General features: G+C 51.4%; 21 protein-coding genes and 3 pseudogenes. 13 read left to right on the top strand and 11 right to left on the bottom strand.

Annotated features, from left to right (window positions below):
- On the bottom strand, positions 1 to 819 hold an 819-nt coding region (locus MSNKSG1_RS16735; RefSeq protein WP_040887040.1), incomplete at its 3' end, for an Arm DNA-binding domain-containing protein.
- Positions 812 to 1,048: a hypothetical protein gene (locus tag MSNKSG1_RS16730; protein ID WP_008940484.1), complete on the bottom strand. Its 237-nt coding sequence runs from the start codon at positions 1,046 to 1,048 to the stop codon at positions 812 to 814. The genes MSNKSG1_RS16735 and MSNKSG1_RS16730, both read right to left, overlap by 8 nt.
- 151 nt (positions 1,049 to 1,199) lie before the next feature.
- Here MSNKSG1_RS16730 and MSNKSG1_RS16725 point away from each other — a divergent pair, with 151 nt between their 5' ends.
- Complete coding sequence (locus tag MSNKSG1_RS16725) at positions 1,200 to 1,406, top strand: helix-turn-helix domain-containing protein (RefSeq protein ID WP_008940483.1); 207 nt, start codon at positions 1,200 to 1,202, stop codon at positions 1,404 to 1,406.
- Between the two features lie 54 nt (positions 1,407 to 1,460).
- On the opposite strand, the gene MSNKSG1_RS16720 is transcribed toward MSNKSG1_RS16725, so the two are convergent.
- On the bottom strand, positions 1,461 to 2,642 hold the full coding sequence (locus MSNKSG1_RS16720) for a cysteine desulfurase family protein (protein WP_040887039.1): 1,182 nt from the start codon (positions 2,640 to 2,642) through the stop codon (positions 1,461 to 1,463).
- Between the two features lie 157 nt (positions 2,643 to 2,799).
- Between MSNKSG1_RS16720 and MSNKSG1_RS16715 the strand changes: the two genes are divergently transcribed.
- The 3 genes from MSNKSG1_RS16715 to MSNKSG1_RS16705 are packed head-to-tail and all read left to right on the top strand — an operon-like array spanning position 2,800 to position 7,986.
- Entirely contained in the window at positions 2,800 to 3,750 is a 951-nt protein-coding gene (locus MSNKSG1_RS16715; RefSeq protein ID WP_008940481.1) for a DUF4007 family protein, read from the top strand.
- The gene (locus tag MSNKSG1_RS16710) at positions 3,750 to 7,145 is read left to right on the top strand and encodes a hypothetical protein (RefSeq protein ID WP_008940480.1); all 3,396 of its coding nucleotides are present in this window, start codon (positions 3,750 to 3,752) and stop codon (positions 7,143 to 7,145) included. The genes MSNKSG1_RS16715 and MSNKSG1_RS16710 overlap by 1 nt, the downstream gene beginning before the upstream one ends.
- Before the next feature lie 4 nt (positions 7,146 to 7,149).
- Positions 7,150 to 7,986, top strand: coding sequence for a phosphoadenosine phosphosulfate reductase family protein (locus tag MSNKSG1_RS16705; RefSeq protein WP_008940479.1), 837 nt, complete (start codon positions 7,150 to 7,152; stop codon positions 7,984 to 7,986).
- Between the two features lie 20 nt (positions 7,987 to 8,006).
- Here the strand turns inward: MSNKSG1_RS16705 and MSNKSG1_RS16700 are convergent.
- The 3 genes from MSNKSG1_RS16700 to MSNKSG1_RS16685 all read right to left on the bottom strand — a co-directional run bounded on the left by MSNKSG1_RS16700 (position 8,007) and on the right by MSNKSG1_RS16685 (position 11,451).
- A protein-coding gene (locus MSNKSG1_RS16700; protein WP_152638811.1) for an IS3 family transposase occupies positions 8,007 to 9,139 on the bottom strand; the annotation gives its coding sequence in 2 pieces (ribosomal slippage) (positions 8,007 to 8,881 and positions 8,881 to 9,139; 1,134 coding nt in all).
- A gap of 703 nt (positions 9,140 to 9,842) precedes the next feature.
- Entirely contained in the window at positions 9,843 to 10,853 is a 1,011-nt protein-coding gene (locus MSNKSG1_RS16690; RefSeq protein WP_008940476.1) for a nucleotidyl transferase AbiEii/AbiGii toxin family protein, read from the bottom strand.
- A complete protein-coding gene (locus MSNKSG1_RS16685) occupies positions 10,846 to 11,451 on the bottom strand; it encodes a DUF6088 family protein (RefSeq protein WP_008940475.1) in 606 nt (201 codons plus the stop codon). Before MSNKSG1_RS16685 ends, MSNKSG1_RS16690 begins: the two co-directional genes overlap by 8 nt.
- A gap of 211 nt (positions 11,452 to 11,662) precedes the next feature.
- Between MSNKSG1_RS16685 and MSNKSG1_RS16680 the strand changes: the two genes are divergently transcribed.
- Complete coding sequence (locus MSNKSG1_RS16680) at positions 11,663 to 11,866, top strand: helix-turn-helix transcriptional regulator (protein ID WP_008940474.1); 204 nt, start codon at positions 11,663 to 11,665, stop codon at positions 11,864 to 11,866.
- Positions 11,867 to 11,989: 123 nt separating this feature from the next.
- Here MSNKSG1_RS16680 and MSNKSG1_RS16675 read toward each other — a convergent pair whose 3' ends face one another.
- Positions 11,990 to 12,436 carry a hypothetical protein gene (locus MSNKSG1_RS16675; protein ID WP_008940473.1) on the bottom strand — a complete coding sequence of 149 codons (447 nt, stop codon included), beginning with the start codon at positions 12,434 to 12,436 and terminating at the stop codon, positions 11,990 to 11,992.
- Positions 12,437 to 12,663: 227 nt separating this feature from the next.
- A pseudogene (locus tag MSNKSG1_RS19240) lies at positions 12,664 to 12,822 on the bottom strand (conjugal transfer protein TraF); the annotation flags it as partial.
- Between the two features lie 462 nt (positions 12,823 to 13,284).
- On the opposite strand from MSNKSG1_RS19240, the gene MSNKSG1_RS16665 reads away from it, so the two are divergent.
- Together MSNKSG1_RS16665 and MSNKSG1_RS16660 are read left to right on the top strand one after the other, a co-directional pair.
- Positions 13,285 to 15,507: a hypothetical protein gene (locus MSNKSG1_RS16665; protein ID WP_008940471.1), complete on the top strand. Its 2,223-nt coding sequence runs from the start codon at positions 13,285 to 13,287 to the stop codon at positions 15,505 to 15,507.
- A 123-nt stretch (positions 15,508 to 15,630) separates the two neighbouring features.
- Positions 15,631 to 16,599, top strand: a complete 969-nt coding sequence (locus MSNKSG1_RS16660; protein WP_008940470.1) for a viperin family antiviral radical SAM protein — start codon at positions 15,631 to 15,633, stop codon at positions 16,597 to 16,599.
- A 344-nt stretch (positions 16,600 to 16,943) separates the two neighbouring features.
- Here the strand turns inward: MSNKSG1_RS16660 and MSNKSG1_RS16655 are convergent.
- Positions 16,944 to 18,093, bottom strand: a pseudogene (locus MSNKSG1_RS16655) (IS3 family transposase).
- Between the two features lie 82 nt (positions 18,094 to 18,175).
- On the opposite strand from MSNKSG1_RS16655, the pseudogene MSNKSG1_RS18995 reads away from it, so the two are divergent.
- The 4 genes and pseudogenes from MSNKSG1_RS18995 to MSNKSG1_RS16635 all read left to right on the top strand — a co-directional run.
- Positions 18,176 to 18,295 (top strand): annotated as a pseudogene (locus MSNKSG1_RS18995) (helix-turn-helix transcriptional regulator); the annotation flags it as partial.
- A gap of 915 nt (positions 18,296 to 19,210) precedes the next feature.
- A complete protein-coding gene (locus MSNKSG1_RS16645) occupies positions 19,211 to 20,455 on the top strand; it encodes a malic enzyme-like NAD(P)-binding protein (RefSeq protein ID WP_008940467.1) in 1,245 nt (414 codons plus the stop codon).
- 14 nt (positions 20,456 to 20,469) lie between these two features.
- On the top strand, positions 20,470 to 20,697 hold the full coding sequence (locus MSNKSG1_RS16640) for a DUF2970 domain-containing protein (RefSeq protein WP_008940466.1): 228 nt from the start codon (positions 20,470 to 20,472) through the stop codon (positions 20,695 to 20,697).
- 128 nt (positions 20,698 to 20,825) lie between these two features.
- Positions 20,826 to 21,020, top strand: a complete 195-nt coding sequence (locus MSNKSG1_RS16635; protein WP_008940465.1) for a CopG family transcriptional regulator — start codon at positions 20,826 to 20,828, stop codon at positions 21,018 to 21,020.
- A 20-nt stretch (positions 21,021 to 21,040) separates the two neighbouring features.
- Here the strand turns inward: MSNKSG1_RS16635 and MSNKSG1_RS16630 are convergent, their stop codons facing one another.
- Complete coding sequence (locus MSNKSG1_RS16630; protein ID WP_008940464.1) at positions 21,041 to 21,850, bottom strand: spermidine synthase; 810 nt, start codon at positions 21,848 to 21,850, stop codon at positions 21,041 to 21,043.
- A gap of 42 nt (positions 21,851 to 21,892) precedes the next feature.
- Complete coding sequence (locus MSNKSG1_RS16625; protein ID WP_008940463.1) at positions 21,893 to 22,123, bottom strand: hypothetical protein; 231 nt, start codon at positions 22,121 to 22,123, stop codon at positions 21,893 to 21,895.
- A gap of 140 nt (positions 22,124 to 22,263) precedes the next feature.
- On the opposite strand from MSNKSG1_RS16625, the gene pckA reads away from it, so the two are divergent.
- Positions 22,264 to 23,832, top strand: coding sequence for a phosphoenolpyruvate carboxykinase (ATP) (gene pckA, locus MSNKSG1_RS16620; protein ID WP_008940462.1), 1,569 nt, complete (start codon positions 22,264 to 22,266; stop codon positions 23,830 to 23,832).
- Positions 23,833 to 23,853: 21 nt separating this feature from the next.
- Positions 23,854 to 24,784: SulP family inorganic anion transporter (locus MSNKSG1_RS16615; protein ID WP_008940461.1), on the top strand; the 931-nt coding region annotated here is incomplete at its 3' end.

The raw sequence follows: 24,784 nt of genomic DNA, 5'->3' as shown, positions 1-24,784 counted from the left end.
AATTTCGATCGTTCTAAATGAGCCATCGTTTTTGGTGTAGGTAAGCTCGCCGTTGACGAGCGCCTGACGAACCAAAATTTGCTGGCGATCGAAATCCACAAATTCCCACTGCAGACCGTCGATTTCCCCGGTGCGCATCCCCGTAAAAAAACGAACGGTGTAGTAGTTCCGAAAATCCGTGCGGACGGTACTGAGGATGGAGCGCACTTCCTCGAACGAGAAAGGCTCAACATCTGTCCGAGGCACCTTCAACGATTTAATGCTGTGGTAGGGTGAGGTAAAATCGAACCGGTTGGCTGCCTCTCCCAGAATCATGCGCAAAGGCGTCATGATGCGGTTGATACGGCTGGCAGAAAGCTGCTTTCCATTTCGGGTCGTGACTTTGGCGAGTGGTGCCCGAAATGAAAGAATTTCTTGCCTGGTGATGCGGCCGACCTCTTTTTCCCCAAATTCGGGGATCAGATAGTTATTCAGTGTGCCGGTCACCGTTTTGATGTGTGATTTCCGCCATTGGATCTTCATCTCATTAAGCCAATCCTGCGAAAACTCCCTGAACAACGGTGTGTCGTGAGCTTCCCGCGCTTTTTGAATCGCGGCTTGCCGCGTGAACTCTTGTGCTCTCGGGCTGTTAGGAAAGTAGTGGTGGTACTCAAAGGTCCCCAGCGTAATTTCCGCCTCGATCCGCTTGAGGATCGTTTCGAGCTTCTTACGATTGGCTGGCGTACTATCGAGGGTTGTCTGCTCCCTGCAGCGTTTCCCTTCATACCTGAAGTCAAAAAAGAGTTTTCCCGTCTCAGGACGCTCTACGATCTTACCCACGGCAAACACCTCCCCCGGCCATAGGCACAGCAAAAACATGGCTGCTGGAGTGATTGAGCATGTCCTGCTCAATAACGTCCCAGATGTAGAGAATCTTGCGACCGCCAAACGGTCGGATGTAATGCACTCCTTCAAGCAGGACAGAATCTTTCAGGCGTTCACGGATGGTGCGCGTGTCGTACTTGATGCGCTTCGCCAGTTCCTCGGTGGTGAGGTATTCCTGTGACATAGGAAAACTCCTTTGCTATTGTCGGTGTTCGGAGGACAAAAGGCTTTTGGTTGTGCTCAAAATGTTCTCCTAAAGATCATTATGCATTCATAAAGACTCTTTGCAAGTCTTTTTGATCTCCTGTGGGTTAATTTGTTCTTTGGTGGGCCAAATGATTAAGTGCCATCTGTCCAAACTGATGGGTGAGAGGAAGCTCAAAATCGTTGATGTGGCGAGGGAAACAGGGGTGAATCGGGGGACGATTACCCGGCTTTATCACGAAACAGCGAGTCGCGTGGAGCTTGAGACAATAGACGCGTTATGTCGGTTCTTGGGATGCGATGTGGGGGAGCTGTTCGAGTTTGTAGAGGGCTCTTAAAAATGGGTCCTCGGACGATTAAATGTATGAGTTAGTGGTTGGACACCCGCGTGGCTAGGCTGTAGAAAGTGTTTTTGACAGCGAATCGGTGAGCCTGAGCAGAGCATGTTCGACCAATTCCACGGCGTTATCGATTTCCTCATCCGTGGTTTCAAAGCCCAGGCTGAATCGTATGGCAGATTCAGCATCTTCAGTCTTCAAACCAATGGCTTTCAGCACGTGAGACGGTTCAGGAATGCCTGAGGTACAGGCTGAACCTGTTGAAGCAGCTAGCCTAGGTTGTAGTGCGCCCAGAATGTCTTGTGCATCCAAGCCTTCAAATCCAATTGATATGTTGCCCGGATGGCGATTTTCCAGCTCCGCTCCAAACAGTCTTGCGGAACAAGGTAGAGCCAGGAGCTTGTTCAAAAATCTGTCACGACGGGTACGGAGCTCTACGCGTTTATGGGAGGCTTCGGATGAACTTACATAATCACTTGCTGAGGCCAGTCCAACGCATAGTGGGGTTGGTAGAGTGCCAGGGCGAATACCTTTCTGTTGGCCGCCGCCGTATACCAGCGGTTCGATTTCTTCTTGAAGTTCACGGTTTATGTAGAGTGCACCTATGCCTTTTGGACCATACATTTTGTGACCCGATAGGCTGAGCATGTCTACATGAGACGCGAAGTCTGCCATAGAGATGGCTAGGGGAGCTTGGGCCGCGTCGCAGTGAAAAATGGAACCGTGTTTTCGCACAACCTCTGACAGCTTTTCGATGTCTTGTATCGTGCCAATCTCATTGTTAACGGCCATGATTGAGACCAACAGTACGTCGTCATCCATCAAGCGCTCTAGCTCGGAAACGACGATGTGGCCTTTGTGGTCAACCGGAATGATATCAACGACGAAGCCGTATTGATCTTGAAGCGCGCGCCCAGCCGACAAAATGCACTTGTGCTCAATTGCACTCAGCAAAATTCTTGTTTTTGATGCCCCTTTAAGCACAGCTCGTCTGCCTAGCCCAAGGATGGCAAGGTTGTTTGACTCTGTGGCTCCAGAGGTAAAAAAGATTTCGTCGCTATCTGAACCGATTAAGTCGGCCACTCGCTGAGCTGCTACCTCAACCGTAGCAGCAGAACGCCAGCCAAGTGCATGATCTGAGGAGTGTGGGTTGGCAAAAGCTTCTGAAAAATGCGACTGCATTTCGTGTAAAACATGATCAGCAACAGGAGTTGTTGATTGATAGTCAAAATACATGACCTTCGCCTTGGCAATTATTAATGGGGCAAAGCTAAGCTTTCTCCCCAAAAAAACTTCATGATCAAGCTTTCTGGAGGATGCTTCCAGACTCCAATTGACCATAGCATAGGGGCGTATTACAGTCACCTGGATGGATCATCCAGGAGAATAGTGCATGGCGCGCGGACCGCTTTATCAGCAGAACTATAAACCTCAATTTTCAGGACACGAGACTTTTCCACTTCGATACGGGTGGTTAAAAAAATGCTTTGATCGTGTGTCTCAGACTGAAGATGAGCCTGCTAATAAGTCTTTGTGTTGGGGTGATGATGCTATCGCGGTTTTTGGGGTTGGTAAAAATATGGTGGCCTCAATTCGGCATTGGGCTACGGTTGCAGGTGTTATCGAGGAATCTGCGGGCACAAATAGAGTGACGACAACGGCGCTAGGAAAGTTACTTTTTGGGCCTGATGGAGTTGATCCTTATCTGGAGAATCCTAATTCTCTGTGGTTGATTCATTGGAAGTTGGCGACGGATTGGAAGAAGAAAACGACGTGGTATTGGGCCTTTAGTAACTATTCAGCCGTGACATTCGAGCGCGACAAGTTCATCGAAAGACTACAGAGTGAGTGGCCTTCATCAGCTAAAGCCACGATAAAGAATGATGTTGCTTGCTTTCTGAACACTTATGCAGGTCAGCCCGTTTCGGGGAAAGGTGGAAGAGACGATTCTCTTGAAAGCCCCCTTGCGGAGCTTGGCTTAATAAAGCACGTGTCGCGGCGTGACGAGTACAGATTTGTACGCGGCCAAAAAAATACTTTGGGTGACGGCGTCTTCATTTGTGCACTACTAGAGTTTTGGCAGGAATTCTCTCCCGCTTCTTCAACGCTTTCATTCGAGGCAATCGCTCACGAACCCGGGTCTCCTGGAAGGATTTTTCTACTTGATGAGAACGATGTCGCCGACCGGTTGTTTAGGCTTGATGCCCTTACTGACAATGATCTCCGTTGGTCGGAAACTGCAGGCTTGAAGCAAGTTATTCGAAACCCGGACCTGGAGTTCGATAGTGCACTTGATTTCGTTCGAAATGACTTTAAAAGCTCAGATGATAGAGAGGCCGCATAGTGTCTTTGATTGATCGAGTCAGCATTGCCCGGCGTTTCCAGAAATCAATACAAATCGACACGGATCTTGGGAGCGCAGAAGCCTTAAGCGGCTTTATCTGCCCTCAGTCTTCAGCTGATGTTCTTGTCTCGATGGCTCGGCATACCTCGGAAACTGGGCAGGGTGCATTCACCTGGACAGGGCCATACGGTAGCGGCAAATCAAGCTTAGCCATTGCTCTTAGTGCTTTGCTGGATGGAAACGCCGAATTGGAGGAGCAAGCGGCCTCTGTCTTCGGAAACCGACTCACCCGAACAATACGAGAAGCCTTTCCGACGGGTGAGCGCGGATGGCGAATCCTGCCGGTCGTTGGGAAACGAGGCGATCCGGTCCATGTTTTGGGGGAAGCACTAGAGAAGGCGGGGTACGTTTCTTCAAGTCCGGGACTAAACTGGACGGAAGACAGAATTGTGGAAAGTCTCGTCTCTCTGGCTAACAGCGATGCCTCTGTGCATGGCGGTCTCCTATTATTTGTCGACGAGATGGGGAAATTCCTAGAAGCTGCTGCTCAGGATGGATCTGATGTTTATCTTTTCCAGCGGATAGCCGAAGCTGCATCGCGGAGTAACGGTCGACTTCTTTTCGTAGGCGTCCTACATCAAGCGTTTGACGAATATGCCCATCGGCTTTCACATGAACTGCGAAATGAGTGGTCAAAAATTCAAGGACGTTTTGTTGATCTGCCTGTTAACACGATGGGCGAAGAACAGATTGACTTAATTTCTCGTGCAATTGAGGTAGATGGAGGCAAGCCAAAGCCTGGAAATCAGGTGCAAACTGTTGCGAACATTGCGCGTAAGGAGCATCCAGAGAGTGCGGAGCGATTGGCCGAGGTGCTTGCTAGTTGTTGGCCTCTACACCCTGTTGTGGCTTGCCTTTTAGGTCCTATTTCTCGACGGAGATTTGGGCAAAACCAACGTAGCATTTTCGGCTTCCTGAACTCTTCGGAGCCCAATGGATTTCAAGATTTTCTCCGCTTGGCTGATGAAGCTGATGTCTACACGCCGGATAAGCTATGGGACTATCTGCGCGCCAATCTTGAGCCTTCGATTCTCGCTTCTCCAGATGGTCATAGATGGGCGATTGCAGCTGAAGCTTTAGACCGGTGTGAAGGTAGTGGTGGAGATGATTTCTTAGTCAAGCTCCTAAAAAATATAGCACTTATAGATCTGTTTAAGGAACGATCCGGGCTAGTGCCAAGCTTTGAGCTGCTTCAAACCTGCTTCCCTGATCTTAGTGAAGACCCCCTGAAAGATGCGCTCGCACTCCTGGATAAATGGTCGCTGACCATATTCAAAAAGTTTCAGGGTGCCCATGCCATCTTTGCTGGCAGTGATTTTAATATCGATCAGGCACTCGGCATTGCGCTGGACGATATTGCGGAACTAGATTACGAGAATCTTGAATCATTGGCTGGTTTGCAGCCCGTTCTCGCCAAGCGACATTATCACAAGACAGGCGCCATGCGATGGTTCGATATGAACATTGCACCTGCAAAGGATGTGTTGGGAGTAGCCAAGCGGTTTAAACCAAAAAGCGGAGTTATTGGGGCGTTCCTGCTCGTCGTTCCTACTAAAGGAGAAGATGAAGAACAGATCCACGATCTTTGCCAAGAAGCGGCCGAGTTAAGTGAAGAATGGGACATCGTTACGGGCTACTCACCGCAAGCCTGGTCCATCGTGGTGCTGGCAAAGGAGTTGTTGGCGCTCCACAAAGTTAGTAATGATCACCCCGAGCTTGCCGGTGATCCGGTAGCGAGGCGTGAAGTTTCGGCAAGAATTGCCGAAATGCAGGCGCAGCTGGAAATGGAATTGAGTAAGTTTGTTGCCGAAGCTACATGGTGCCGAAAAGGGGAGTTACCGAAGCAATACAGTCAGACTGGCTTAAATGGCTTGGCATCCGACCTTGCGGCCAGGCGTTTTAGTCGGTCTCCAACACTGCACAACGAGCTTCTGAATCGTCAAAAGCCCTCAGGCAGCGCCATAGCCGGCCAAAATAGGCTTCTCAAACGTATGATAATGCACGAAGCCGAGCCTTGCTTGGGCATTGAAGGGTTCCCGGTAGAAGGCGGTCTGTATGCTTCGCTTCTACGAGCCACCGGTATTCATGCTGAAACCGAAAATGGTTGGCGTTTTGTTACACCACCTGAGGATGACAAGGAACACAACCTAGCTCCAGCTTGGAATGCCGCAATTAGGTATATTAAAGATCGCAAGGATCGGCCCGTAACAATTGCTGAAATATTCGATAATTGTTGGGCGAAAAAGCCGTTCGGTATTAAGCCGGGACTGATGCCCGTACTATCCGTTGCGTTCATCCTGAGTCAACGAGATCACCTCGCTGTATACAGGCAAGGTTTATTTAGGGCCACATTTGATGATGTGGACGTGGATTACCTTGCAAAGGATGCTGAGACGATCCAACTACGTTGGATGGATCTCGATAAGGTTTCGCGCAGCTTGCTCTCAGAAATGGTCGATCTCGTGCGCGAGCTTGACGGAAAAAATGAGCTTATTCATCTCCAGCCCATCGACGTTGCACGAGGGTTGGTTGCTATTTATGAAAAACTCCCAAGTTGGACGAAGCGCACCATGCGACTGTCCTCTAGGGCCGTTCAGGTTCGAGACATGTTCAAACGCGCAAACGACCCGAATAAGTTTCTATTCGATGATATTCCCGCCTTTGTCGATCCACAGAGTGCGGACATATCAGAGCAATTTGATGTTCACAATGTCGTTTCTGTCGTGCGAGAGGGGCTTCAAGAATTGGTACAAGCATACCCAGCGATGGTAAATCGACTTCGGGACATGCTTCTTGCCGAGTTACAAGTCCCTAATCTTTCTCCTCAATCGCTCATTGAATTACGCGATCGCGCGGAGAACGTGAAGGAGCTCGCTGGTGATTTTCGTTTGGACGCATTTGTGGGGCGGCTTGCTGAATTTGAAGGCAGTGACCAAGGCTTCGAATCCATTGCCAGCCTTGCAGCAAACAAACCGCCGAGAGATTGGGTTGATCCTGACATGGATCGAGCGTCAATAGAGCTGGCTTCTATGGCGCAGAAGTTTCTCAAAGCTGAAACTTTCACAAGAATAAAAGGCAGACCTGAGAAGCGCCATGCAATGGCAGTGCTTGTTGGTAAAGATGGAAGGCCAACGCCGCTTCTGAAAGAATTTGAAGTTACCGACTCCGACCAGAAAGAGGTTGAGCATCTCATTGATAGGGTTTCGGAGACGTTAGATGGGGCTGGAGCCATGAACAAAAATATTGTTCTCGCTGCGTTAGCGCAACTGAGTGCGCGATACATCGAAGACCCCAAGTTAGAGGAGTCCAATTCAGAAAACGGTGAGGTCGCATAGCGATATGGCAACCAAAGAAAGGCATGTTTTAGGTTTGTCCGGGGGAAGAGATAGTGCTGCCTTGGCTGTGTACATGCGGCAACACCATCCTGAAATCGATATCGAGTATTTCTTTACCGATACTGGTAAAGAGTTGCCCGAGGTATATGAGTATCTTGGTCGCCTTGAAGGGTTTCTTGGTAAGCCAATCCAACGTTTGAATCCCGATCGCGATTTCGATTTTTGGTTAAAGCAATACAATGACTTTTTGCCTTCAGCCCAAACAAGATGGTGCACGCGTCAGCTGAAGCTTCGACCTTTCGAGCAATGGGTTCGCCCTATGCTGGATGAGGGGATGACCATATACAGCTACGTAGCTATTCGTGGAGATGAGGAATATCGCGAGGGTTACGCGTCGAAAGACGATAACCTCATTGTAAAGCTCCCGTTCAAAGATGCTGGTATCGACAAGGCAGATGTCTTGGATATTCTAGAGGGAGCTGGCTTGGGGCTACCGAAATATTATGAGTGGCGCACTCGAAGTGGCTGCACATTCTGCTTCTACCAGCAGAAGATTGAGTGGGTTCGCTTGATGGAGCGACACCCAGAAGCTTTTGAAGAAGCTAAAGCATACGAAAAAAATGCTGTTGAGCACGGATCGCCTTTTACTTGGAGCCAAGGCGAGTCTCTGGAAGACCTAGAAAAGCCTGCCCGAGTCCAACAGATAAAAGAGGACCACGAGGCACGTTTGGCTAGGCAGAAGAGCAAATCTCAACAAAACCCTCTTCGCAGTGACAGTGAGCCTTTGGATATTGATGACCTTTATGGGAAAGCGAAGGTCTGTCTTGCTTGTCATAAATAAGATTGACCTGCCCCCAGTCTTTAATCCAACTGCTCCCTAGTAATGTCCGTTGCTTTTGAATCAGTTTTTCCAAGTCGGAGAGCAGAAGCAAACTCCAGAGGTGTCTGATACCCCAAAGATGAATGCGGTCGCTGCTCATTGTAGTCCAAGCGCCAGGTACTGATTTTCTCCCGGGCGTGAGCAAGATCCTGGAACCAATGTTCATTCAGGCACTCATCCCGGAATTTCCCGTTAAAGCTCTCGACGTAACCATTCTGCATCGGCTTTCCGGGCTGAATCAGCTTCAGTTCAACGCCATGATGGTAGGCCCACTGGTCGAGTGCTCTGCCCGTGAATTCTGGTCCCTGGTCGGTTCTAACGGCTTTCGGGTAGCCTCGGAAGGCTGCGATGCCATCCAGGGTACGGACTACCTGTTCACCTGAGATGCCCATTGCCACGGGAATATCGAGGCACTCCTTGGTGAAGTCATCCACGATCGTCAGGCATTTGATTCTGCGTCCGTTAGCCAATGAGTCCATGACGAAGTCCATTGACCAAGTATGGTTTGGCGCATCCGGCAGCACCAATGGCTGCCGTTCGACCATCACGCCTTTACGGCGCTTGCGTTTGCGGACGGCCAGGCCTGCCTCCCGATAAAGTCGATAAACCTTCTTGTGATTCACCTCAGCACCCTCACGACGCAGCAACTGGTGGACGCGCCGGTACCCGAACCGACGACGTTCGAACGCAATGGCTTTGATGCGCTCTGTCAGCTCACGCTCCTCTGGAGGGCGCTGAGACTGATAGCGCATCGTTGCGCGGGATAACCCGACGAGTGAACAGGCTTTGCGCTCGGATATGGTCGTCTCCGACAGCATGGTGCGCACAGCCTCGCGCTTGTTCCCGACGGTCAGTACTTTCGGTTGAGAGCGGCCTTCAGAGCTTCAGTGTCCAGCATGGACTCGGCCAGCAACTTCTTGAGCCGGGCATTCTCTTCCTCCAGGGCCTTCAGGCGACGGGCTTCAGAGACTTCCAGGCCACCATACTTCTTTCGCCAGGTGTAGAAGGTTGCGTCCGAGATGTTGTACTTCCGGCACAGCTCTTTGACGGGCAGGCCAGCCTCGGCTTCCTTCAGAATGGGTATGATCTGTTCTTCGGTGAATCGCTTCTTCATGTTCATCGTCCTCTCTGGTGATGAACATTACTAAGATCAGAATGGATTAGAAAGTTGGGTGCAGGTCAGATGAAACATGGATGTTTACAATGATGGCTAGGTTGCCGGGATGGATCGGAGACTATAATCGCAGCCACCCGCACAAGGGGCTGAAGATGAAATCACCTTGGGAGTATCGGACGGAACTGGCATCAAACAAATGAGGTGGTGTCCGGTTTAGCGGGGGCAACTACAGGGGGACGTTGTGAAAAGTTGAGGAGAAAATATGGGGTGGAGCGTTTGTAGTGAATGAAAGACGTACTATCGATGAATTCAGGGAGCGTACCTTCAAAGAGGTTCCTGAACTTTGTGAGGGAGGCCAAACCGCAACTGATTTCGTCGACAACCACCAGCCACTCTCATTGATGAGAAATAAGCGAGGCCTTGAAATATACGAAGAGATGGTCAGAGAAGTCAGTGTCGTAGCAGGGAAACGGGGAACTTCCTAGGATTCGACTGAAAGCTAATCACTCGGGATGACTTCGTTTTTGGAACGCGCGACGGGCTTTTTTCTCAAGTGGCTCGGCGAAATAAAAGCTGATGAGGCATATCGAGGTGACAGACAGAAAAAACGTCCCGAAGGCGTAGAACGCTACTTCCATATTCATTGTTTCACCTACTACTCGGTCCGAGAATTAATGACCTCCGGTTCCCACCTCAGTCATCACCATTCATTGGCGTGGCTTTCTAACTCGCGTATGGAATCCACGATCTCATCGAAACTCGGAGGCTCGGCGTACATCATTCCTGCTCCGGTCATTTTCTCATAGTCCTCTCGTAGACTCTCCAACGTGTCTGCTTCCGGCAAGAGCTTTAAGCGGCCTTCCAGACAGGCGTCGTAATCGGCGTAGCCAGTATGGAAAAACACTTTTTTATGGCGAACAACTTCTTCGAACAGCGCCCGGTTTTCGATGGCCGACTGACCAGCGGAGTGCCGCGCCAACATAACCAAGTCGTACCAGTGCCTTGATAATCGCTCAGCGCTATCTCTAAGTCTGCCCCGGTTGCACTCAACATGTATCAGCGTCGCCTTTTCCCAGAATGTTCGTTCTGGAGACAGGACTACAACCTCACTAGTCGGATAGACAAGGCCGTCGGTCAGCTTTGAGATGTATGGGGATATCGTATGAGTTTCATTAGGATCGATGACGTTTCGGCCACCCAATTCTATGAGCACCTGCGACCGAATGTAACCATCTGAGTCCTCTACAACCGAAGGATAGGTAACCCAGATCTTTTCGCCACTATTGTCTAACTCAACGACGTGCTGCTCAGCGGTTGGTAGTTTAGCCAACTCATCCTTGAGATATGGAACGACCACTTCATTTGCATAATCATAGACATAGCTTTTTAGCCGGTCACTGAACCGCTTGGTTTTAGTCCGGCTAACCCCCTCGGCAAATGGATCGAAATCCTCTTCAAAGGCTCGATAGTCCAGTGTGATATCGACATCCTCAGAAAAGCGGTCGATTACACCGTAAACCTTGGAGAGCGATGTTCCACCTTTAAAAGCCATCGGGTGCGCGCCTGACATCGAGAACATCGCCTGTAATGTCCAGCAGACCCAGATATCCTTTTCAAGCACCGAGGCACTTCGCGCTAGCTGGGGTGCGAGGGTCTGGAGAATATCCTTTTGCTCATCGGCAGTCAGTTCAAGGAATGCTTCTTCAGCCATGCGCGCGCGATGCCTCATACTGCCTGAAAATCTCACTCATCCAGGCGGGCATTCTGGAGGACTGCAGTGTTTCAAACTCTTCCTTACTCAGGCCGTCTCTAATCCGTCGCACTATCTCGACATTGACGTTTTCTTTCCCAAGATACCAAAGCGCGGAAAGGGCCAGACCAGGCCTCTTGCCCGCATGTTGCAGCTTTCTCTGGCTACCGGTATGCATGAGCTTAACCTTAAGGTTCCCGATGCGAATTTCCCGAGTAGGCCCACTGGTGTAATAAACGGGTGTCGTTGGCATTTGGCTACTGAGTTTGAATCGACGAGCCGCCTCAGCCCCATGCACCTGGATAGTTTCACCATGATCTTTCGCAATCACCTGCACCACGCGAGAGACGTCCGGCATGACATTGCCGACAAACCGGCTTTGTTTAGGCCTGACAAACACACCCCGAGCGACCCGCTGAAGCGAACCCTGTTCTACAAGCCTGGATAGAGTCTTGTCTACAGCAGCACGCGACCCCAGCCGTAGAAAACGGCTGTTGGTAAACGGTTCACCTTGTGGGATTTTTTCAATCAAGTGCTGGATAGACTCTTTGACTGACATGGCTATTACCTCTAATGACTGTCAGAAAAACTACCACTTTTTCTGACATCGTTCAACTTATAACCAAGATTATCTGGCATGCCTGCGAGATAATGAGCAAAGAGACTTCATCGATATCCGATGCGATCCAATCACCCATTAGATACCCTGACCACATTTTAAAAAGGCACTGGCAGACTGGCGCCTGAAACCAAAAAGCGAGGGATGGCCGATGTTTTACACCGTTAAAGAGGTATCCAGCCGTTATAAGATCGCTCCTGCAACAGTTTGGCGCTGGGTCAAAGAGGGGAGATTTCCCCAGCCAGTAAAACTTGGCGCAGGGATGGGCTCAGATCAGGCCTCGGAGCGCCTTGGGTTCAACAACCCGCTGGAGCAGCTGTATAAGCTCACCGGTATTACGGATTTCAAAAAGTGATGTGCGCGGGTAAGGGGCCACGCTACCAGCCATTGATACCGGCGCTTCCGCACTTGGAGGGGCAGGGGCGGAAGCGCACCTTTGTACCATCCTGCGCCTACAGGAAGGATCTCGTTCGTCGTTTTACCCGGGCCGGTCCAAATCGGTCACATCCTCCAGTAGCGACTCTTCGGCTTCGCCAGTGAGGCTCATGAAGATTGCTGTCGCTTCTTCCAAAAGCTGGTGATCGAGACTGTTGAGCGGGTAAAGTCGGCCATTCGTGTCCAGTTCAGCGAGTATATTGCCAAGCGCAATCCCAAGAGCGCTTCGGACCATGCTTCCCGGCTCCAGGTAATCAATACCCTGCGCCAGCGCACAGGCGGCTACGGTAATTTTGTGGGGTCTTTGACCGAACTTTCCATTGAAGATATCCGGCCGTGCGTCCCAAGCTTCGGCAACCAGTTGGTTAGCCAATGCCGCCGGCCTCACATCCAGGAATCCCATATGCATCTGATGTTCCAGCAGATTCTGAACCACGACGGCTGCTTTGCTTTTTTCGATGGTGCTTTTGAGAGAACGGAAAATTCCCATGTACTGCTCCTTACTTTCTCACTTCTTACTGCTCGCTACGCTCCGTTGTGTAGCGATCGGATAGGCGGGCGCCTGCCCGAGGAAAACAAGAATGCCATCACCGTGCATTCATGCAATACCTGAATCAAGGCAGTGGGCAGGATCGGTGTGAAGGTGTCAAGGAGTGGATATTGAAGCCCGCCAGGCATGAACCGGGTGGGCGTGACGACTTCATTGTTCTGCTAGAACTACGCGCCGAGTTCGAGGGAGGCGTCCAGGTCTACATCGCTGTAAAGCCCAACGAAATCGAGGCGAACACCCAGCAGGTTCACGCCGGCGCCGGCAGTAAACTGGGTAGCTTCCTCAACGCCGTTGTTGTCATTATTGCTCGCCAGGTTGTACCGAACCCAAGCCACAGGGGGACCGCGCGTTGGAGAGAGGAAGTTCTTCAAGCCTTTGAGAAAGGCCTGAAGTGGAATCGTCGCCGCCTGTCAGGGGATTAACTCTAATTGATCGAGTCGACGGCTAAATGCAAGAGCGTAACCGGCCTACTCAGAAATAGAAGTCGCCTTATAGACCTCAGTTCGTGCTGGGAGTCCATGGTCGCAAATCTCTAGCTTTGAACTCTGAAAATAATTGGCTGCCGCCCAAAACTTTACGGATTCCCCGACTTTTCTATCTGTATATTTGACCCGGACAGAAATCCGCTCTAATCTGGCCTTACGCTTATCTGCGGTCGGCTACCGAGCTTGATGCTCACTTTTCCGCTCCCCTCTGCTGCACGGGAGGTTTCAGCTGCAGATTAAAACCAGGCTTTTGCCTGGTGAGTACTTTTTAGTGAAACCTCATCCTAAAAGCAGGAAAAAACCATGTGCAGAATTGATGCGCCATACCGCAATCGCTCCCTTGATGAAAAACGTGATCCGCTTGAACGCTTTACTCAGGCGCTTGACGAGTTTGAAATCCATGGCCATATCCGGTCACTGCTCACTAAACATTTTTCTGACATTTGGCATCGGATATTCGGGTCGGCGAGTAATCTGGAAGATGTCCTTAGTTCAGCTCGGCAAGAAACTTCCGATCACAATAAGTGCGCGGCGATACTCTCTTCACGTCGCTTAGCAGACGAGCTAGCCCTGCACATACATGACCAATACTCCACCGTGACGCGGCCCCGTGCAGCCGCCGATCACGGTTCAGAAGTGCTCGCGTTTGCCCAAGAACTTATTCAGACATATTTTTCGGAATCGCCCTACACACTCTATAGCGCCCTCAAAAATATGGGCGCACCCACTTCGTTAACACTGTCGTACGATTGGTTTGTAACCGGGCTCTATGGAGAAGCATTCTGCTTGTCCCGTTCATTGTTCGATGACCCTGCGCTACTTGCTGAAGAAGAAATAACAAGAAACGACATACTCTGGGGCTTCTTCAACCGCATGTCTGGGCGTGATGATGGCAACGGGAATAAACTTAATGAGATTTGCGTCCCCCCTCAGCTGAAAAACCTGTTTTCGGCTTCTTCTTTAGCTTTTCAAGCTGGTCCGCATACTCTCGGCGCCAAAGGATTTCTGAAGTCAATTGGGTTCCTCAAAGCGTGGACTGCATTCGATGCGGAAGCAGGAAGAATACGAAGTGCTGAGGAAGGAGTTTTTCGAAAAATCGACTTTGAATGGTCCGACCTCTTTGCACAAATAAGCTCTATCGGCTCATCCAATATTGCCATCAAGGAGGCATCGGACGCGGCTTATAGGTGGCTTGGAAAGGCTAAGATTGAACTACAAGAAGCATACTCTCTCCATGCCGACATAGGTTCTTTTTCCGAAACTGAAATTGAACAGTGGGCTTTACAGCTGAACAGGTGCTTCAAGCTCCATAGCTATGGCCATCCTACAGATGTTTCACAGGACCCAGCGGAACGTGACGCCGCAGAAAAAAGACACTTAGAACTTATCTGTTCACAACTCACTGACGATCAAGTTAGAGCCTGGATTCGGTGGTCAATTCGGCAAGATATTTCGTCAGCGCTAGGACAAACCGAGAGGCAGTTTATCTTCCGGGAATTCTATGGTGCTGAAAGCGGAAAGTGGTGGGGTTCCGAATATTCGTCCACCTGGAGGGCTATACTCGAAGAAGAACTCGACAGGCTAGAGATCGAAGATCAACTCGGGGTCCTATCCGGCAAATTACATGCCCTGCCTAGTGAGGCGGCTGATCGTGAATACCGAGCATGGTGGAATAGCCTGCTCGAAAGATTAATAAAAGACCCCGACTTTCCGGTTGCTCTGACCCCGCAGTGGACTGTTGCTGCCTTGAATAGGTTAGATGATGAATTAATTACCCCCTACATTAGTAAGAGCATTGGACTACTTCGTGGTGAGTTGTCCCAAGGTGGAAAGGAAGAGCACCACAAGCAACTTGAAGAATTATTGCGCCGGCTTAGCTTCATCGACCCGTCGAAAGCGGCACGACATCGCTTACTGCTGATGCGGTCGTCAGCCACTCCCATTGCTGACGAGTCGATTGCTCGCCTCAGCTCATTACACAGTGAAAAAGCCGTTGAATGGTACTTGCCGTTTAACGAGGTAGCGAGGGATCGCTTTGCCAATACTATGCATTTTAGATCGCACGTGAGCCTGACAGAATCCGAGCAAATCGAATTGGAATGCTACGAATCTTTTGCACTCGAATTGGTTGAATTCTGCCTGAGTCGCCTTCGCCTGCGTAAGGGAGAAAAGCCCAAAGATGGCAGATACGACACGACGCAGGTAACAGAACAATCACCTATCTGGCGCCAGGGATATCTAAAGGCGTTACTGGAACTCGGCATTGATCCGAACGGCAAGGCCCATAAAACGGCATACTTCACCAAACAGTTTGACCCTGATGAAAGTGTTCAAGCGGTTGCAAAAGAGTGTTATCGAGCTGTCCGCCGAGAAGCCAAAAAGAACCGAAGCATCCAAGATGTCAGGCGAGGACTGATTGCCGCTGAATGGTGGTTGTTGATGAGTCAACGGCTCGAACTCAATCTCGCTGTGGACCATGAGAGAGCACTCAAAACACGACGCAACTTGTTGCGTAATCCCATATAGATCGTAAACCCTAAACCCAATCCGAGTGGTGTACTGGAGCCTAATGCTCCTTCCCTGACGCCAAGCGTCCGCCATGTAAAAACTTCACGGTCCGTATAACGGATTCCGTCAAGGAGTATACGTATGCATACGAGCACCCTTATTTCTCTACCGAAGCCCGTCACAACACAAACTGCCAGGGTTTCTGCGGTAGATGAACTCACCATAAACTGGCACGTCACTGAAGCCTGCAATTATCGCTGCCAGTATTGCTACGCGAAGTGGAAGGACTATCCCAATCCACGGGAGTTGTTTCACGATCACGGACACACCCGCGATCTGCTAATCGAGTTATTCCGGTACTTTCACCCCGCGAATTCCAGTAATCCATTACGTAACGAACTCTCTTGGAAAGCACTTCGTCTGAATCTCGCTGGTGGAGAACCCTCGATCCTTGGTGAACGTTTGTTGGAGATTGCTCAAGTAGCCCGGGAAGTTGGGTTTCAGCTTTCCATTATCAGCAATGGCTCACGACTGACGCGCTCCATGATTAAGGAACTAGCGCCACACTTGACCTGCCTGGGGATCAGCCTGGATTCCTCAGATCCGAAAACCAACATGGAGATTGGCCGAGCCCTTAAAAACGGGAAACTGCTCGACCTTCAAGAGCTGAAAGCCAATGTGCATCTGGCTCGAAAGATCAACCCGCTACTCACAGTAAAACTCAATACTGTCGTGAATCTCCTGAATGTCGGAGAGGATCTGAGCAGTCTGATTCAAGAGATCCGCCCCCAGCGCTGGAAGATCCTGCGCATGCTTCCGATTGTTGACGCCTCCTTGGCGATCAGCGACGGGGAGTTTGCCGCCTTTGTTCAAAGGCATCGCGCTTTCCAATCGGTCCAATGTGTCGAGGACAATCGAGACATGAGTGAGTCCTACCTCATGATCGATCCCTTCGGGCGCTTCTTCCAAAATCACCCCTCATTAGCCGAAGGGTACCTATACAGCGATCCCATTTTATCCGTTGGCGCACATGCCGCATTTTCGAAAATGGCATTCAATTCGGCCAGCTTTCAATCCCGCTATACAGGCGAGCTGGGAGGAACGCAGTGAAGAGGTACAGCTCGAACAAAGATTGGAACGTCGTCATCGGACGTCTCGTCAAGCTCGGGTGGAGGTATCGTCGCGGAGGCAAGCACGGACGACTCATCCATCCCGACTGCTCTAAAACACTGATCGTTTCGAATTCACCAAGCGACCACCGTAGCTTGAAAAACTTCATGCGCACTGTCAGGTCGACTCGGGGCTAGACCGAAAGAGCCAACAGCCACATGCAACACGAAGCCCGCTGACCTCCTTTTGGACGAGGTCAGCGGCAGCTTGCGATCGAGGTCTTATCAATGGAGCAAGTCGCTAACAGTACTGATGCAACCCAAATCATTGAGATTCCACGGGTTCTACCCCGTTTCCACGGACGGTTTTGAAACGGCGGACAGTTTCCTGTCTTGATCAGCATCTCTACGTCGCATCCTGGGATTATGGAACCGCTCGATGTAATCAAATACGTCAGCTCGTGCTTCTGAGTACGGTAACGCCGGTGGTGAATTCGCTCCCGCTGGAGCATCCCGAAGAATCCTTCGCAGGCAGCGTTATCGCCACAATGACCGACTGCGCTCATGCTGCTTACCAGGTGGTTGCTGCCGAGATAGCGCTGGTAGTCACCACTGGTGAATTGACTGCCTCGATCTGAATGCAATATCACCGGGACTTTCCCCTGGCGCTGCCAAACGGCCATCTCAACCGCTCTGATCACCATATGCCGATCCTGCCGGTGATGCATGGACCAACCAACGATCAGCTTGCTGTAAAGGTCGAGAACTACACATAGAAAGAGCTTTCCTTCCTGCGTGGGTATCTCCGTAATATCCGTCACCCACTTGGCGTCTGGCTCCAGAGCGGAGAAATTTCGTTCCAGATGATCCCGGATCCCCGGTGGCCGATGAGATCGACGTCCCAAGCGTCCGCGCTTCTTGCGTGGCCAACCCTGAATGCCGTGTTTGGCCATCAACCGAGCAACACGGTTCAGACTGGTTGACGTGCTTTCGGCAACCAGGTCCTCGTGCATTCGGGGTGAGCCAATCATGCCCCCGCTGTCGTCATGAATCTCTCTGATGCGTGACAACAAGTGCTGATTAGCCTTTGCCCGGGCGGATTCAGGGCGAGATACCCAAGCGTAATAACCGCTGGCCGACACCTTCAGGCATCGACACATAAGACGTATTGGGAAATGACTGCGACAACGTTGAATCGCCTGATACCTCAGGACGACTCCTTTGCGAAGAACACTGCCGCTTCGCGCAAAAAATCACGCTCCTTCTTCACCCGGGCTAGCTCACGCTTGAGACTGGCCAGTTCCTCGTCTCTGGGAGAGCCAGAGCCTTTGAAGTCCTTGCCTGTCTCGGTATCGGCTTCTCTGCGCCAGCGCGACAACAAATTGGGGTTAATGCCAATCTCCAGAGCAATCTGGCGGCAACTCACACCCGGCTGACGAGTCAGAGCAATGGCTTCGCGTTTGAATTCTGGGCTATATTTTCTGCGTCTGGACATGAACACTCCTTTGGCACATTGTGCCTCTTCTTAGAAGTGTCCGCAGTAACGGGGTAGAACCCGTAGCCGTTACAAAGTCTCAACTAAAACTATATGGCGTTGGGTCAGAGAGGGTAGATTTCCCCGACCGGTCAAGGTCGGCCCAGGGACAACTCGCTGGAGGGAAGAAGACCTGCAAGCTTTTGAAGAAGGCTTACAGTGAGTCGTCACCACTGTATGTAGTAATACAAACGACCTCGCCTAATCAAGAAGCCACTCGGAGATGGCATTTCTCCGAGCGAATCGTACTCGAAAGATTTGATCGTAGCATGATGGCAGGAATGCTATTGTTTATTTAATTCAACGATCTAGTTTTCTCCGGACCCTAAAGCGTGTCCGATTTCCGGACACTGAAATCCTGACAATTCTGCACTCCCCGACCCGACAAAATCGGATCCAAATATCCATTTAGAGTGCCTGGAGGGCACCGATCAAATGTCCTGTTTCCGGACATCGGTTACCTGACAAAGGTGTGCCACACTTCGGTGTTAATTGGCTTAAGATGCTGATATATCGGGGTCTTGGAGACTGGCGTTTTTTGCTTTAGATATTTGATCTTTGAGACTTTTCACCGATTTAGACCGGTTGCTGCCTCCCTTCGGAGGCGCACTCCGGAGGCAAAGGTCTCAGGTTCGAATCCTGACGGGCGGGCCATTATTCTCAAAGGCTTGCGTGAAAACGCAGGCCTTTTTTGTTTGGCTGTGCCCAAATTGTGCCCATGGTTTTGACGCCTAAATTGCGAGCGCTCCCAGTTTGACCTTTGCACTGCATCCAATGCCTTGCTCATTACCCACTGATGAATGGGAATAGGGACAGCTTCGGACGCAAAGCGAACGTTCAGGCGGGTAAACCAACACTTCCCTTGGAGAAGTTCAGCCTATTTTTAAGAATGCCGGCAGTAACGGGGTAGAACCCCTGGTTTTGGTCTTCCACCTCAAGCTGAGCCCATACAGCTCGGTCTCAGATAGGGTTTGATCGGAACCCAACTCAATATTCTGTAGCATCATCGTGCTTTGGTGTAATAAAATGATAACGGTGTTATAATAAAGTTATAACATTCCAGGAAGAGCAGGTCCCGATGAGCACAGATTTCAGACAGGCGGCATTGCAGTACCACGCAAAACCCAGGCCAGGAAAGATTTGCACCGGACTGACCAAACCCGCTGAAACCGCCAGGGATCTCTCTCTGGCCTACAGCCCCGGTGTTGCCGAGCCGGTCCGCGAGATTGCCAAAGACCGGGACAAGGCCTATGAATACACGGGTAAAGGCAACCTGGTTGCGGTGATCACCAATGGCACTGCCATCCTCGGCTTGGGGGCTCTTGGACCCCTGGCAAGCAAGCCGGTGATGGAGGGGAAGGCTTTGTTGTTCAAACGCTTCGCTGACATTGATGCGATGGACATCGAGGTGGATACCAAGGACCCGCAGCAGTTTATTGATGTGGTCAGATGCATTGCCGACACGTTTGGCGGCATCAATCTTGAGGATATAAAAGCACCAGAGTGCTTTGAGATAGAGCGTCAGTTGGTCGAATCCTGCGATATCCCGGTGTTTCACGATGATCAACATGGAACAGCGATTGTTACAGCAGCCGGTATGCTCAATGCACTGGAAATCCAGGGCAAGCGCCTGGAAGACACCAAAATTGTGTGCCTTGGAGCCGGTGCCGCCGCTATAGCATGCATGCGGCTTCTGATATCGCTCGGAGCGAGGCAGGAACACCTTTACATGCTTGATCGGGGGGGCGTGATTTATTCCGGGCGGGAAGGGGTAAACAGTTTCAAGCAGGAATTTGTCAACGATGGCGGCGCAAGAACCCTGGATGATGCCATTGAGGGTGCGGATGTCTTTGTTGGATTGTCAGGGGCCAATCTTCTGAGTTCTGAGCAGCTGAAGCGAATGGCACCTGCCCCGGTCATTTTCGCCTGCTCCAATCCTGATCCGGAAATATCCCGGGAGCTGGCCATGTGTATCCGGGACGATCTGATCATGGCGACCGGACGATCGGATTATCCAAACCAGGTCAACAACGTTCTGGGCTTCCCGTTCATTTTTCGAGGCGCACTGGATGTTCGAGCAAGCCGCATTAATGAAGCAATGAAAGTCGCTGCGGTACAGGCCATTCGCCAGTTGACGAAAGAGCCGGTTCCGCGTGAGGTACTTGAAGCTCACCAACTGACTGAGCTTTCTTTTGGCCGGGATTACATTATACCCAAAGCGCTGGACAAACGTTTGCTGACCGTGGTTTCGGCTGCCGTTGCCCAGGCGGCCATCGATTCCGGAGTCGCGCGTCTACCTTACCCCGCGCACTATCCGCTTTAGGAGGGTCGGTTGCTGTGAAGAATGAAAAGAACGACGGTGAGCGGTCCAAGCGACCCTCGTTCCTGAGGGTTTTGAAAACGGTGCTTGCCGCAGCCATTGGTGTGCAAAGTCGTAAGAACCTCGAACAGGATAGCCAGCAGGCCAGTTTTCGGCACTATGTGGCAGCAGGCTTGATCTTGATTTCGACCTTTATCGCAACGCTGGTCTGCATTGTGCTGCTGGTTGTGCACTTCACGGGATAACTAGATCCAAAGCGCTGGCCTGGTAGAGTCTGTATCGGGCTTTGCCAGGCTATAGACGTGGAAGCCAGATCTCTAAACAATTATAATCAGATTATAATCAATCAAACAGGTTGGGTTCAGGTATTACCATGGAATCAAAAACCGCGCGACTGACGGTTCTGATCGATCCGGTCAAAAAGAAAGCCCTGGAAGATTTGTGTGCTGCCCAGGATTTGACGCCATCTCAGGTCGTCCGGCAATTAATCCGGGACTACCTGGAGCAGCATGGTGTCGACTATACCTCTCGACCGCAGGTGCCCAAGGCTGCCGAAAGGCAGCGTTGAAAAATCGTTCGGGGACTCTACTAGAAGACCGGGCCCGGCATGTGCAGCTGTGTCCGGTTTTCCCGTGTTACAGCTGTAAGGCGCAAAAAGTAATTGACGAGCGGGAAGCCCAAATGTCTTTCCAGGCGTTTCGCTCGCTGCACCAGCTCCGCATGATCCGTATCTGGTGATCGTTTGCCAGCCAGTACGATGAGATTTCCGGTAAACAGATAGCAGGTGTAAACCGCCTCAAACTGCTCCTCCAGACTTTTTATAGCATCCAGAGTTTCTGCGTGGCCATTGAAATAATTGAATGCCACCCAGCCATTTTCGCTCAGCATCGAATGGCAGTCAGACAGAAAACCGGGGTGACGCTGAACCTCGTCCAGGCCGTTGGCATTGAACAGGTCGCAGAATAGAAGATCCACACTTCCTTTGCCCACCTCCTCCATGAAGACACCGGCATCCTCACAACGGATCGTCAGTCTCGGGTCGCTGGGAACAAGAAAATATTGCCTGGCGATATCGATAACGATCTGGCGACGCTCCACTGCCTCCAGTGTGATATCAGGAAACCGGTGGTAGAGGCAGTTCACCAGACCACCGCCGCCCAATCCGAGCACGACCGCACGCCCGGGGTCCTGGAACACCAGCGGCAGAATCATCGCTCGGGTGTGTTCATGCATCAGAAAACCGGGGTCTGACTTCTTTTGGCAGCTTTGCTCATAGATGGAGCCAAAGGTGAGATATCGCTCATAGTCGTTGTCGAAGACTTTGACCGGCCCTGAAGAATCTCTGGCCTCGAAAATTTTATTGCCGACACCCAGCATTTCAACGTACGTATTGCACATGGAGCTTCACCGGAACGTGTGATTGATTAAGGGGAGTCTTGATCAGAACAGGACTTCGGCACGGGCGAACCCCAGGGCATGCAACTCCTGCACGGCAGCATCCAGATTTAGGTAGCTACACACATGATCATCGTCAGAAATCAGGAAAAAGCTCTTCCCGTCTTTCTCTTTGAACAGAACAACCCATTCGCTTGCATCGGCGGGTGATCTAACGATCTTTACTGAGTCCACAAGCCTCTTCTTCCTGAGTGCTTCTATTTCGTGTTTTTGCATGGTTTACCGTTATTTCAGAGCCTTTGGCCGATTTCGAACGCATTGGATTCTGCCGTTGGGCCTGTACGTACTGGATTAGAATTACATGATAATGTTATTATAATCATATTATACTGGTTTCGGCAAAGGAGTATGATTGGATGCATAATTCATCGTTCCTGCAAACGTCGCTCGGCCCCGTCGATCTGATCGAAAAGGCCATTCGCCGGGAAGAGGGGTTTCTTGATCAAAACGGGGCGCTGGTTGTCACCACTGGAAACCGAACGGGGAGATCAACGGCGGATCGCTTCATTGTCCAGGATGATCGCAGCGAGCTTCGAGTGGATTGGGGAAAGGTGAACCAGCCTTTCGATCCCAGGAGGTTCGAGAGATTGTGGGAGCGGGTTAATCACGCCTTGAGAGAGGACGAGCATTTCTGCTCTTGGCACACGGTCGGGGCCCATCCCGACCACGCTGTTCCCGTCAGGGTTTTTACCGACACCGCCTGGCAAAGCCTTTTTGCTCACAATATGTTTATCCAGGCAGATGAAGCAGAAGCAACGGACGACCAACCATGGACCTTGGTCAGTTGCACGCGTTTTGTCTGTGATCCGAAGCGTGATGGTACCCACTCAGACGCGGCGTTAATTATCGACCTCACCAACCGCCGCGTGCTGGTTGCGGGTTTGCGCTACGCCGGTGAAATCAAAAAGGCGATGTTCTCAGTACAGAACTATCTGTTGCCTGAAAAGAACGTACTCCCCATGCATTGCTCTGCCAATGTTGGGAAAGCCGGAGATACCTGTCTATTTTTTGGCCTGTCCGGAACGGGCAAAACGACCTTGTCAGCGGATCCGCAATGTCACCTTATCGGTGATGACGAGCACGGATGGGCAAAAGGCTCCGTGTTCAATATCGAGGGCGGCTGCTACGCTAAAACCATCAACCTTTCCCGGGAGCACGAACCGATCATATGGGATGCCATTCGCTTCGGTGCGCTACTTGAGAATGTTGTCATTGACTCGGTCACCCGTCAACCTGACTACACGAATACCACCCTGACCGAGAATGGTCGGTGCAGCTACCCTCTGGAGCATGTTGAGAAAAGAATGCAGGAAAACAGGGCCGGAGAGCCCAAAACCGTTATTTTCCTGACCTGCGATGTGTTTGGGGTGCTGCCTCCCGTATCCATTCTCTCGCCGGAAGCCGCCGCTTACCATTTTCTCAGCGGCTACACTGCAAGGGTCGGATCAACAGAGATGGGTGGCGAAAAAGGCATAACCCCGACGTTCTCCGCCTGTTTCGGTGCTCCGTTCATGCCGTTGCGCCCCCGCATTTACGCCGAATTGCTCATGAAGCGCCTTGCGGAATTCGGATCCAGGGTGTACCTCGTCAATACTGGATGGACGGGCGGTTCTGGCACGCCGGATGGAGAGGGTCATCGTTTTCCAATTCCGGTCACTCGGGCCATCGTCGAAGCGTGCCGAAATGGCTCGCTCGATGCCGTTGACACCGAACAGCTCGATGTCATGAACCTGAAGATTCCCAAGCAGGTGCCGGGCGTTGATTCGAAGTACCTGAACCCTGCGAAGGCCTGGGGCAATACCGATAGATACTGGCGAGAGGCCAACAGGCTGGCGAGGTTATTCGATGACAACATTCGCCACCATGGCGTTCCCGAGCAGATTTTAAGGGCGGGGCCAAGGGTTCGTGAGCAAATACTGGACTGAGAAAAGGAATCAATAATCGTCATGCGAGAATTTCTGAGCAACTTGCCGGGTATCGCAACGGGGCTACGTTCCGCCCTGAAAGACGGATACGGAATAGCCGACTTGCGCAAGGACGTGATGGCCGGCCTGACCATCGGCACTGTGGCCGTACCTCTGTCCATGGCGCTGGCCATAGCAACAGGTGTGCCACCGCAGCACGGTCTCTACACGGCCATTGTGGCAGGTGCGTTGATCGCATTGACCGGTGGGGCTCGATTCAATGTGTCGGGTCCGACAGCCGCTTTTGTGGTGATCCTGTTTCCCATCGTCCAGCAGTATGGTCTGGGCGGCTTGCTCATTGCATCAATGATGGCGGGCGTGATCCTTGTGGCCTTGGGGCTCACTCGGATGGGGCGTCTGATCCAGTTCGTGCCGTACCCTGTGGTGCTCGGCTTTACGGCCGGGATTGCGGTCGTTATCGCTGTGTTACAGGTTCCCGACTTTCTTGGGTTGGAAACCGGAAAGCTGGGTGAACATTTTGTGGAAAATGTCTCGACGATTGTGGCTTCGTTGCCAACCATCAACCCGCTGGAGCTGGGGGTTGGTGCATTTGCCCTGGGGGTAATGCTGTTCTGGCCAAGGCTGCGGTCACCGATTCCTGCGCCGCTGGTTGGCCTGGTTGTGGGGGCGGTTGCCGCCTATGGCATCAATGCGATAACGGGCGAGCCGGGATCTGCATGGGCGGTGGAGACAATAGCCTCACGTTTCAGTTGGGAAGTGGGCGGTCAGACCGGAAGCGGGATTCCACCTATCCCGCCGATGTTCATGGCACCCTGGTCGTTGCCAGGTCCCGACGGTGAACCGCTGACATTGAGCTTTGTGCTGTTCAGTGAACTCTTGGGTCCGGCATTTGCGATCGCGATGCTTGGGGCCATAGAGTCACTGCTCTGCGCCGTGGTAGCAGATGGTCTGA

It is taken from the genome of Marinobacter santoriniensis NKSG1 (assembly GCF_000347775.1).
Classification (GTDB): domain Bacteria; phylum Pseudomonadota; class Gammaproteobacteria; order Pseudomonadales; family Oleiphilaceae; genus Marinobacter; species Marinobacter santoriniensis.
Note: the sequence above shows the minus strand (reverse complement) of the source record. Positions and strands in the feature narration are given on the sequence as shown.